The sequence below is a fragment of the candidate division KSB1 bacterium genome (genome assembly GCA_022566355.1).
Classification (GTDB): domain Bacteria; phylum Zhuqueibacterota; class JdFR-76; order JdFR-76; family DREG01; genus JADFJB01.
In genome coordinates this window covers 1-11,873 of record JADFJB010000136.1, presented here as the reverse complement: position 1 = coordinate 11,873, position 11,873 = coordinate 1, and the positions used below count along the sequence as shown (strand labels likewise).

The 11,873-nt window shown below is 39.4% G+C and carries 12 protein-coding genes; 11 read left to right on the top strand and 1 reads right to left on the bottom strand.

Annotation, left to right across the window (positions count from 1 at the left end; all coding sequences use genetic code 11):
• The 9 genes from IIC38_17845 to IIC38_17805 form a co-directional block, all read left to right on the top strand.
• The coding region (locus IIC38_17845; GenBank protein ID MCH8127793.1) for an AAA family ATPase at window positions 1-1,694 on the top strand (1,694 nt) is incomplete at its 5' end.
• Window positions 1,695-1,811: 117 nt separating this feature from the next.
• Complete coding sequence (locus IIC38_17840; GenBank protein MCH8127792.1) at window positions 1,812-2,045, top strand: hypothetical protein; 234 nt, start codon at window positions 1,812-1,814, stop codon at window positions 2,043-2,045.
• Between the two features lie 716 nt (window positions 2,046-2,761).
• Window positions 2,762-3,847: a hypothetical protein gene (locus tag IIC38_17835; GenBank protein ID MCH8127791.1), complete on the top strand. Its 1,086-nt coding sequence runs from the start codon at window positions 2,762-2,764 to the stop codon at window positions 3,845-3,847.
• 125 nt (window positions 3,848-3,972) lie between these two features.
• Entirely contained in the window at window positions 3,973-4,494 is a 522-nt protein-coding gene (locus IIC38_17830; GenBank protein MCH8127790.1) for a serine hydrolase, read from the top strand.
• The gene (locus IIC38_17825) at window positions 4,409-5,878 is read left to right on the top strand and encodes a serine hydrolase (GenBank protein ID MCH8127789.1); all 1,470 of its coding nucleotides are present in this window, start codon (window positions 4,409-4,411) and stop codon (window positions 5,876-5,878) included. The genes IIC38_17830 and IIC38_17825 overlap by 86 nt, the downstream gene beginning before the upstream one ends.
• A gap of 30 nt (window positions 5,879-5,908) precedes the next feature.
• Window positions 5,909-6,196 (top strand): HigA family addiction module antidote protein, encoded by a 288-nt coding sequence (locus tag IIC38_17820; protein ID MCH8127788.1) that lies wholly within the window; start codon window positions 5,909-5,911, stop codon window positions 6,194-6,196.
• 243 nt (window positions 6,197-6,439) lie between these two features.
• The gene (locus IIC38_17815; GenBank protein ID MCH8127787.1) at window positions 6,440-6,823 is read left to right on the top strand and encodes a VOC family protein; all 384 of its coding nucleotides are present in this window, start codon (window positions 6,440-6,442) and stop codon (window positions 6,821-6,823) included.
• Between the two features lie 342 nt (window positions 6,824-7,165).
• Window positions 7,166-8,386, top strand: a complete 1,221-nt coding sequence (locus IIC38_17810; protein MCH8127786.1) for a membrane dipeptidase — start codon at window positions 7,166-7,168, stop codon at window positions 8,384-8,386.
• Window positions 8,387-9,211: 825 nt separating this feature from the next.
• Window positions 9,212-10,663, top strand: a complete 1,452-nt coding sequence (locus IIC38_17805) for a sodium/proline symporter (GenBank protein MCH8127785.1) — start codon at window positions 9,212-9,214, stop codon at window positions 10,661-10,663.
• A gap of 92 nt (window positions 10,664-10,755) precedes the next feature.
• On the opposite strand, the gene IIC38_17800 is transcribed toward IIC38_17805, so the two are convergent.
• Window positions 10,756-11,004 (bottom strand): HNH endonuclease, encoded by a 249-nt coding sequence (locus IIC38_17800; protein ID MCH8127784.1) that lies wholly within the window; start codon window positions 11,002-11,004, stop codon window positions 10,756-10,758.
• 152 nt (window positions 11,005-11,156) lie between these two features.
• Between IIC38_17800 and IIC38_17795 the strand changes: the two genes are divergently transcribed.
• Both IIC38_17795 and IIC38_17790 read left to right on the top strand, forming a co-directional pair.
• On the top strand, window positions 11,157-11,531 hold the full coding sequence (locus IIC38_17795) for a helix-turn-helix transcriptional regulator (protein ID MCH8127783.1): 375 nt from the start codon (window positions 11,157-11,159) through the stop codon (window positions 11,529-11,531).
• A 6-nt stretch (window positions 11,532-11,537) separates the two neighbouring features.
• Window positions 11,538-11,873, top strand: a 336-nt coding sequence (locus tag IIC38_17790; protein ID MCH8127782.1) for an ImmA/IrrE family metallo-endopeptidase, incomplete at its 3' end; no start/stop codon positions are given.

Genomic DNA, 11,873 nt, shown 5'->3' with positions numbered 1-11,873 from the left:
TACTTATGCACTGCCATGCAGGTTGTTCATATGAAGAAATCTCTAATGCATTAAACAGTAAAGGAATTAATATAAGAAGCCAGAATTCAAGTGATGATAGCGATGGTGTAGTAAGTCGAAAAAAGATTAAGAAGCTTGTACGCAGAGTGCGTTTGGCCAGCACTATAAATAAAGCTAATGATATATATTTCGGGTCTCGGGTCGCAATGAAGCATTCTTATTTTGAGCTTAAGGGTATTTGGCCCCATGACGTCCGTATTAGATACAATCAACTTCTAATACCGATGAAAGACAGTAAGGGTAAGATTAGAGGAATTCAATTCATAGGTGATAGATATGATGCTTCTTGTCACGATGAGGATCTAAATTCAAAAGTACCAAAGAAATTTTTAAAAGGAACAAAAACCAATGGCCTGTCTTATTGTATTGGGACGAAGACAGATACAATCTACATATGTGAAGGTTTTGCAGACGCCGTAAGTATTTATGAGTGTACTGGAGAAATGTCCGTGGCAGCTTTTAGCTGTCACAATCTAGTTAATGTTTCGCAAATTTATAGAAAGAAATATCCACATGCGCAAATTGTAATTGCAGGTGATGTTGATGCAGTAGGCATTAAGTGTGCAAAAAAAGCAGCAGCAGCAATTGATGGATTATTCACCTTACCTTGTGATGATTATGAGGATGGCGGAATCAAGGATTTTAACGATCTTTATAGGATTGAGGGTAAAAAAGCTGTAAGAAAAAAATTAGCTAAAGCCAAGCACGTTAGCGAAACAGGGGAAACGGGTATTGTCGCTGTACACATTAGCGATTTTATGAAGATGAAATTCCCTGCTCGCGAAATGATACTGGAACCATGGTTACAGACTCAGTCGTTATCCATGATCCATTCATACCGCGGTGTAGGTAAAACTTTACTCAGTCTTGGAATAGCATATGCAGTCACTACCGGGAAATCTATTTTAAGATGGACCGCGCCCAAACGGCGAGGAGTTCTGCTGGTAGACGGTGAGATGCCAGGTATTGAGCTGCAAGAGAGATTGAGCAAAATGATGTCCTCATCACGTAATTTGAACACCCTCCCGCTTACCATCATTACTCAAGATCTTCAGGATCATCCTCTTCCTGACTTGGCAACGGAAGAGGGTCAACTTGCCATAGAGCAGTTCATTACGGACGACACAGATTTAATAATCTTGGATAATCTTTCAACACTTTTAAGATCCGGAATAGAAAATGAAGCTGAAAGCTGGCAATCTTTACAAGGGTGGTTGTTGAAACTACGGTCAATAGGAAAATCGGTTCTAATAATTCACCATTCAGGCAAGAAAGGTCTTCAGCGAGGCACAAGCAAGCGAGAAGACACATTAGATACTGTACTTGGCCTAAAATGGCCAGATGATTATTCGGGAGAACAAGGTGCTAGGTTTAACATTTGTTTTGAAAAGGGCCGGACATTGTACGGTAGGAATGCAGCGCCATTTGAAGCCCTGCTATATGAAAACAACTATGGGAAATACCGATGGATTGACAAAGATATAGCACCAAAAAAGGATGACACTAAAATATTGGAATTGGAAAAAGCTGGAAAAACCCAAAAGGAAATAGCAATGGAGCTTAAAATTCATCAAGGAACGGTAAGCAGGCACCTAAAGGAAGCGCATAAAAATAAAACTGCCCATTCGGGTTAAATATTCAAGATAATTTATCAGGTTATGCATTATGTACCCCTATAGAGTGATGCATAATGCATATATGGTCATTAAAGGGATATGTGAATGGTCATTCGTATGGTTAGAGGAGAATAGATGGTAGAGCCAAAGCTAATAGGTAAACATCCTGAAGAGGAAACCTACATTATCAGCATGGATGGGACAACAAACCCTCATACCCCATGTAAAGTAGCCAGGAGTAATCCAAAAGGCTTATACGGACCTGCCCTCCTTGGATCAATACTTTCCAGAATGGAATGCAAAAGGTTCAGGAATAATAAACTCCTGCTGGAAACACTACTCAATTTTCCTGATCACACAATCAGGTAATAATTTCATTAACTTATCTTTTTTTAGTAAAAATACCAGTCCTGACTTTATTCCCACATCTATCACATCATTTACAACATGGATATCTGTCCAAACGAAAATCCACAGCTCCTGAGCGACGGCCTGACTAAACAGCATATAACTGTAGTCTTTGACGAGGCAATTGAACCATCGTCAAATATGACGCTGCCAGCAAAGTTTAATGAACAAGATCAATAGCTCTAATTAAAAATATTCTGCAACGGTGAATAGATACAGGTTTTTATTTTCCGCAATATTAAATGCAGTACTAAAAAAACATTTATTATATAAAGAGAGGAAATAATTAAATTACCCTGTTCCTGCAACGTAAATAGAATTTATTTTCCTCACAATTACATCAATTAATAAATTCGAGTAGTAGCAGACTGTTATTGATCTCAGGCAGGCACGTCGCCAGACGCAAATTCTGACGATCGTAGCAACTTTACTTGATTATGAATATCACGCACACATTGAATGAAAAAAACAGCCCATCCGCTAAATTTTATGATCAATAATAAAAAACCTGTACTAAGACTATAGTATTATCACAACATAATTACCTGAAAGTGTAAAATTTCGGATTTTTTATGAATTAATTGTCACCAAAATTTAATAGTTGAATAAATAGACACTCATAAAAAGAGTGTTAATTTAACGCGTCAGGAAAAACCTTCATGTGGTTTTGAATTTTATTGAATATCTGGTTTCACCTTCCAGTAAACCAGACATTCATAAAAAGAGAGGAAGAAACCTGTGGGAAAATTATCAGTAGCAGAAGAAAAAACGCCAAAAAGGCATTGATTCCAAAATCTGTGAACGTCTGCTATCCAGCGAAAGCGGACATTCAAAGTCTCTTCCTTGTCTCTATTAAAATGTCTGGGTTAAGTTGTTGGTATCATTTTCAAGAATTGCGGATTGATGCGTGGCCTATTGATGAATCCCAAAAAAGAAAAATGGCTCTTCTTGAATTAGCTACTTGTGAAATTTCGTTAGAAATCGATAGACTTAGATTTGAAATTTTAAAAAATACTTCTGAAGACCAACTTCCAAAACCATACTTACATTGTGCTCTAGAAGACTTGACACCCGATAGTGATTTTTTATTGAATTTAGTCCATTTTTCTGGTAGGGGGTGTGACTTTTTCTACAATGACACTGCATTCTATATTCTTCCGTCTGTACCATCAATAAATTCAATGTACTGGTGTTTACAACATCTAAGAAGCATACAATTTGATGGTGAAATTAAGATAAGACTTGATCCTCTGATTTATATGCCAATTGACGAATTTTTAGGATCAAGATCGTATGCGATGTTCGTTTATGGAGTTCCATTGGATTGGAATGAGATTGAAGATATTCAAGATGATAGACACTGCCAATGGATGCCTGATCCTGGTACAATATCTTCAAGTAAAGTAAAGTTTACTGATTTAGTATGGTCACCTAGGCACGATGGTATTCATTTTGTATGTGAAGAGGTCCCTCAAATAAAAACTCACAAGAGTCGCGGTGGGCGATATTTGCATTCGATATATAACCCTAAGAAAAAAGTGTTTTATCATACAGATGGTGCTATACGCATTTATGATGACAACGATATCACTTTGAGACATGAGTCGCATGTCCGTAATGCTGGTAAAATAGGCAAAAGGATAAAAATTTTTAAGATTGATGGAGAACTTGAGAGAAATAAATGGTGTGATATTGTGTCTTCTTTCTTCGTCTGGAATGAAGATGTTAAAACATATTTCGGAGGTAAAAAGCAAAGTGTATAAATTCCTAACAAAAAGCTACAGCAGACACTTATCCAACTCTGAAGTTCCTGTTTCCGAATGCAACAACACAGCAGCCTTACTTGTCTAATCGATTTAACACATTGTTTTAGAAGGAAGGCTGCAAAATGAAAAGATTGAGAACCATACCCTTATGTCTATGTCTTTTGATTGCTTCCCCATCGCAATCTCAGGATTTTTCTACAGTAAGTGTACTATGTGACTCGCTGTTCCAAATCGGTTTGAAAGAAAGGATGATTCCTGGCGGTGCTATTTCTGTAGTCAGAAGTAACAATATTCTGTTCGCGAAAGGTTATGGGTATGCTGACTGGAGTAACAATCGACCGGTAAGCGTCGAGAAAACGCTATTTCAAATAGGTTCAATCGGAAAGATATTGACAGCGATGTCGATCCTGCGTTTAGTGGAGCAAGGGAAATTGGATTTAAGTAGTGACATTAGAATATATTTGGACGATTTTCCCCTCGACGAAAGTTTTCAAAGCCCTGTCACTGTCAAACACCTGTTAACCCACACAGCGGGATTTGAAGATAGAGTGATTGGCTATGCGGCAAAAACAAAACAGGGGGATACAACCATTAGAGCAACATTTAATAGAAAGGATGCCCGGACGATTTCAGGAAGCCGGTAAATCGATCAGCTATTCAAACTATAGTTATGCGTTAGCAGGCCTGATTGTTGAAAACATCTCCGGAATGTCTTTTACTAAGTTTGTCGAACAAAAATTTCTTTCCACCCTTAGAATGGATCATAGCACTTATGATTTACCTGAAAATGATCGTGATTCATTCGAGTATGCTAAAGGTTACACCGTAAAAAATGGCGAGTTTGTCAAACAGCCTCTGTTTTACACCCATACCAAACCTGCGGGCGGTTTGTGTTCATCAGCTTCGGATATGACAAATTTAATGATGATGCTCTTGAATGACGGTGTTTTCCAGGGTGAGCGATTGTTGCAAAAAGAAAGCATCGAAATGATGTTTCAAAGACAGTTCAGCAATCACCCTAAATTGACGGGTTATACACTGGGTTTTGAAGAGCAATGGTTCAATGGCTATCCTGCTGTGGCGAAGGGCGGACAGACACTGGGGTTTGTCAGCGTTTTGTTGTTGTTTCCCGAACAGAGAATCGGTGTTTTTATTACCACCAACGGTTCTTCCGACGATTTTATCGAAATGTTCATTCAGCATTTCACTCGACGCTTTTTCAAAGCAGACGAGCAAACATTCCCCTCAAGCACTGAAACAATCGATGTAAATAGTAAGCGGTTAGCAGGGACTTATCGCAACAATCGTTATAATCACCACACCATTGAAGATTTGGTTGCCCTTTTCAGAGAATCGATTTCCGTGCACGCAACTGAAAACGGCACGCTGACCTGTTTTCATTCAGGCGCTCGTCAGGAATATAAACCGGTAAGTCCTTTGATTTTTCAAAATACCCAAAATAACAATGATTTTTTGATTTTTAAAGAAAACCAACGCGGCCAGATCGTCCTGTACCGAAATGCCACCTTCGCCGGATTATCCCTTCCGCTCAGCTACGAGAAGGTGGCGTGGTATTCGAGCCCTCATTTTGTGAATGAATTTTTTCTTTCATTCTTAGTGCTTTATTTATTTATATATATCCTCGTTCCGTTGCCCTGGTTGGTGATTTTTCTAATCAGGTTGAAGAAGAAAGACTTCTGGCAGAAACGGTCTTTGCCCATAATTGCTCATCTATCCGCTTTCTTATTCGGAATATTAGCTTTAATTTATACTCTTGGTTATGTCGCTCGAGTAAATCATATGGGTCTTTCCCTCGTATTTGGTATGCCGGATGACCTATTACGATTGAACTATATTTCCTTCGTTTTAATTCTTTTGTCGCTCTCCCTCTTCTATTACACCTTCAGAATATGGTTGCAAAAATCGAGCTTTTTGTTAGCAAGGATTTACTATACCAGTTATTCTTTCTCGGTCATTATTTTTTTGGCTTGGTTATACAGTTGGCATTTCATCGGATTTCATGTTTAAATAATCAGTCAACTATGAGGATTATCATTAATGAGTATGCATAACCCACCACATCCAGGGGAATTCATACGGGAAGTTTACCTCGAGCCTATGGGCATTAGCTACCGTAAGGTCGCAGCGAAGCTCAAAGTAGCGCCTTCAACATTCAATCGGCTAATTAAAGGCCAAAGTAATATTAGCTCTGAAATGGCGTTGCGCCTTGCAAAAACACTTGGACGTTCGCCTGAAAGTTGGTTAATCATGCAAAATAATTACAATCTTTGGCAGACAAAGCAAAAAATAAACCTGGATGAAGTAGAAAAACTAGCAGTTGCTTAAAAACAGCTCAGCACTGGATGACACAAAATGAAAGCTATTTCACTAGTGATGCTTGTATGCCATCAGCCGCTCCCCTAAAAATTTTAATAAAACCTGGGAAAAAACAAAGAATTTTTTGGGTAAATAAGAACTCGAATATGAGTAAAATCCATAACCACGGTTACCCAAAGTCAGGCCAAGCTGTTGCATTGCAGAGAATAGTGTGCCGAGGCAGGATAGGCATAACCTGAATAGGAATAAATTATGAATTTGAATCAAGTTACTTTACCGGCCGTCAACATTGTGGAATCGGTATCCTTTTATCGCAAGATGGGTTTTACCCAAATAGTGGAATCTCCGCATTATGCCCGGTTTGAATGTCCGGAGGGTGACTCAACGTTTTCTGTTCATCTTGTTAAAGAAATTAATAATAATGAAACCGGTGTTGTGATTTATTTTGAATCTGAAAGACTCGATGAACTTGTAGATTCACTAAAGGGTAAAGGATTTCAATTTTTACAGGAACCAACAGATGAGAGTTGGCTATGGCGAGAGGCCAGGCTTAAAGATCCGGCAGGTAATGAAATTTGCTTATATTATGCCGGTGAAAACAGAAAAAATCCACCCTGGCGGATAAACAAAATGTAGTTACACTTGGATAATTCATGAATCAGCTTTTGCGCTTAAGGTTTCCTGATTGTCATCCCTGCGCAACGGGATCTATTCCATAAACAAAAATATAGTAAAATTGTAAGTATAAATTAGTTGCAGAATAGTTCCCTCCTGAATGACAGTGATAATGTTTATGGGTAGATCAGGTTAACTTTATAGTATTATGTTGATTAAGATTGATTTTCCCGGACGCCTGAAAGCATGCGGGAATTCAGAAAGGATGTTTTCGTTCGGACACTAAGGAATTAATTCCATTTCAGATTCTAAACCTCAACCTCAATCTTAACCTTAACTTTAACCTTAAATTGGAGGTTTACAATGGGGCTCAACAAAAAATATTCGGGTTACCAATCTTTCGATTATCTTGAAAAGGGCAAGGATTTCAAGGAATTTAAGTTGGTTGAAGGGAACAGCATTTTCGATCCCTATTTTGTCCCTGTAACGCCCGAACAAGAAACCAGAGTGAAAGAATTTGCGGAAAAAATTGTCATGATATCGCTTCATGAACACCCGCACCTTTTCCCGGCTGATATCCGGGAGACCATCCCCTATGGAAAAGAAGTGAGGATTGCCACCGCTTACGAAGCCCTGTCCAACTCATATTGGGATGCTGTCTTTGATAACTTCATGGACGGCACAGCCATGATCACCTCAAAGTGTGGTTGGAAATGGTCGGATATTATCTATGATATGGGTATGCGTCTGTGCGATCTGGCGCACCAGGATTTCGTGATCAAGTGTGAAAAGGTGGAAGATATCCACCGGGCTCACAGGGAAGGAAAAATTGCCCTGGTGCCGGCCCAGGAAGGCGCTGCCATGATCGAGAACGAGCTGGACAGGATAGAGATTCTGTATGGTTTTGGCGTCAGGGTTCTTGGCATTACTTACAGTGAATCCAACAGTCTGGGCACCGGCCTCAAAGAACCCAAAGACGGCGGGTTGACCAGCTTTGGCAGCAAAGCGGTGGAAAGAATGAATAAAATCGGCATGGCTATCGACTGTGCGCATGCCAGCGATCAAACCAGCCTGGACACAATAGCGGCCAGCAATAAGCCTATATTTTTAACCCATACGGGAGCCAGAAGCTTATGGAATATCAAAAGACTGGCGCCCGACAAGGTCCTGAAAGCGTGTGGGGACAAGGGTGGCGTAATTGGTATCGAGGCTGCTCCCCATACCACACTTACACAGAAAAATCCCCATCACAACATTGAATCGTTCATGGAGCATTTTGAATATATCAAAGACCTGGTAGGCATAGATCATGTCGCATTTGGGCCGGATACTCTTTACGGCGATCACGTTGGCTTGCATCATGTCTTTGCCGAAGCGCTGTCCATTGGTGATTCTCATAAAGGAGAGGGTGAAGGAAAACCTCCCACTTTTGAAGAAGTGCCCTATGTCAAAGGAGTTGAAAATGCAACGGAAAGTTCTCACAATATTCTCCGGTGGTTGGTTACACATGATTATTCAGATGGTGATATTGCAAAAGTGATGGGAGGTAATATTTTGAGAGTTCTTGAAGAAGTATGGCAATGATGTGTGCGAGAGGCATTTTAAACTAGCAAACAGGAATAAGATAAAAATCGTAAATCACAAGCAACAAATCACAAATAAAAACCAATGAACAAATCTAAAAACACAAACCTTGAATTTGGAGAAAAGAGTATTTCGATTTCTAAAATTAATGTGTCTACTTATTAAATTGTATAATTCATGAATTTTGCTTTTAAGCTTAAAACTCCCCCAAATGGCATCCTGTTGTGAAGGTTTTTACAAAATGTATAAAATCCTAAAAAATGTCATTCTGAGCGAATCCCGCTTTGGAGGAGTGAAGAATCTCTTGATTTTATTGACTTTACGGCATCAAGAGATCCTTCGCTAACGCTCAGGATGACATTATGGCTGCTAAATTAAGTGTTCTGAAATAGCTTACGAGACGGGATCTTGTTATGGAGGCCGTCACAGAATGTCATTCCCGAATGTTTTTATCGGGAATCTAAGGGTTTGAGACACAAGATTCTCGCTTTAAAGATATGCGGGAATGACAGCGGCCTGTTTTAGTTTGGAATTTGTTATTTTGGTTTTTGAGATTTACTTGCGATTCCTGATCTAGTCAGGAACAGGTTTGGTTTTTGTATTTTGGAATTTTAAACAAAAAGGATTATCCAAATTTCTAAATTAAAACTTCCTATCATTTCTATTATCCTCATGATCATCTTCGTGGTTGGGGGAAGTGTGACTTTGATTGTAGATTGGCCCCAGGGTCCTGCAAACCTGGATTGGGGTGTTTGGCTCTTGTGTTATTTTGGCTATATTTATATCATAGCAGCCTCCATTTTTTATGTGAAGACGGGCAGGTAAATGCTGCAATATAGCATAATATTGGCGCTGTATTTCATGGGGATGTTAGCGCTTGGTGTGTGGTTCAATAGAAAAGTGAAATCAAAAAAAGATTATTTCATTGCCAAAGGAAAACTCGGTCCCGCTACGGTTGGTTTTTCGTTTTCAGCAACTCAAATGAGCGGCAGCAGTTATATGGGTGCGGTTGGTACAGAAAAAATCATGGGTTACAATTTTGTCCCTGGCGGGATAGCCTCCGCCGCAGCGCCCTGGTTCTCCTATATCTTGCTTGGCACCCGGTTAAGAAAAATAGCGAGCAAAATAAAGAGTGTAACCCTTGCTGATATTTTTGAAGTGCGCTACTACAGCAAATTCGCTGGTATGACTTGTGTCATCATAATGCTGATCGCATTCGTGCCCCTGATCGCAGCTCAATTAAAAGCCGCCGGCAATGTCTTTGAAGTGTTGCTTGGCATACCCTATCTCGTTGGATTGTTTGTCTTTGGCGGCATCGTCATTCTGTATACAGTTTTGGGTGGGATGTACGCTGTGGCCTGGACTGATTTAATCCAGGGGATAATTATGATAGCCGGTTTTGCCATTTTAGCCCCGGTGGCAGTTTATGCTGCCGGAGGATTTGCCGAAATGCACCAGCAATATGCGCAACTCAACCCGCAAGCGATCTCCTTTACCGGAAAAATGTCAGCCGGCTGGGTAGTCTCGGCATTTATAGTTTGGGGATTTTTCCAGATCGGCGGCTCCCCGGCATCGGTAACCAGGTTCCTGATCCCTGAAGATGATAAAACGCTAAAGCGCGCAATGGTTTATTCGATCTTGTTTCAAAGTTTTATTTATTTGTCAGCTACTTTGATTGCCATTGCCGCCGGCGTTTTATTGCCTGATCTGGCACAACCGGATCTGACCATTCCCACCATGGTAACCCAGCTTTTACCGCCGTTGATAGGTGGAATTATCATAGCGGCTGTTTTAGGTGCGATGATGTCAACCATCGATTCAATACTACTCTTAGCCGGTTCTTTGGTGGTTGAGAATATCTATGGTACGTTTCGGAAAGAATTAGATCCTAAAAAGGGACTAAAAATCGCTCGCTATGTGACCCTGGTTATTGGCGTGCTGGCTCTGCTGGTTGCCATTAAACCACCTGCCGCCATCTTATGGATTGTAACCATGGCATTCAGCTTAATGGCATCCGCCTTTACTTTCCCTTTTCTATTAGGACTCTGGTGGCCCGGCGCCACCAAAGAAGGAGGCATTACAGCCATGATTGGCGGCGCGATAAGCTGCGTCATTTGGTATGTAGCCGGTTACATGAAATATCAATCCTTTTCCAACTGGATTGGCGGCATATGGCCGGCGATCTTTGGCGCCACGGTTTCATTGGTTTTGATACTCGTTGTGAGCAGATTCACCTCACCAACGCCCAAAGATGTGAAGGAATTGTTTTTTGAGTGATTTTTCAAAGTGAAAATATTATTAGGTGTAAATAAAAAAAGCCAGTGAACCTTAGCACTGGCCCGAATTATTCCAATCTAAATCATGGGAAGTTATTTTCTCTTATTCGATTTTTCTCTATTTGCTTCCCATTGTAAAGGTTGTAAATTGTTCAAATGATCAGTTCCACCTTTTGATTTTGGCTTAGAATGATCGATTTCCCAACCCTTTTCAGATTGTTTCCCATAAGAAGAAAAATATATCTCATTTCCTTCAGAATCTCGTCTGTAAACATCAGGACTTTTTCCTCTAACTTTATTACCCTTATCCCAGACTTTGTCTTTTTTACTTTCGAGGCTCATAATAGCTCTCCAAAATTAGTTAAATATTAGTGAATTACACAGGATGTATTATAAATAATACATGTTGCACATATTATACTAAAATAAATCTTGTTTCGCAAGTGAAACACATGTATCTTCCATGAAACAATACTACATAAGCGGAGAATAAAATGCCATCTGAAGTAAATACTTTATTATTAGCCACAAAATTAAAAAATAAAAGGGGACGTAGAGGATTACGAGAAGTTGCTAAAGAAATCGGTGGAGTAAGCGCTTCAACGTTATCAAGAATTGAACAAGGAAAATTGCCAGACCTCGAGATATTCTTTAAAATCTGTAATTGGTTAAAAATTAATCCTGAAATGTTTATGAGCAATTCTAAAAAATCTAATTTCACTAAAGATAAGGAAACAACTCAGGATAAAATAGAGGTCCACTTGAGAGCCGACAAAACTCTTTCGAAAGATACAGCGGAGGCATTAATAAAAATGATCGATTTAGCCTATAATGCCGAAATAAACATAAATAATCAAGATCAGGATTAAATATTTTTGGAAAAAGGATTTAAATCTAAAGCTGAAAAAACTTCAATAAATTATAGAAAGCTGTTAGGTTTAAAAGCTGTAGATCCATTGCTTGCGGATGATCTTGCAGAATGTTTAAAAATAAAGATCATTAATCCAATGCACTTACATGGTATAACAAGTGAGGTTCTGAATCCTCTCGTTATGAAAAAGGGGAAATCTGAATGGTCAGCAGTCACTATAAAGTCTAAAAGTAGCTATATAATTATTTTTAACCCATCTCATTCAGATTTTAGATATGAAAGTGATATTATGCACGAACTTGCCCATGTTATTTGTGACCACAATCCATGCAAATTAGAA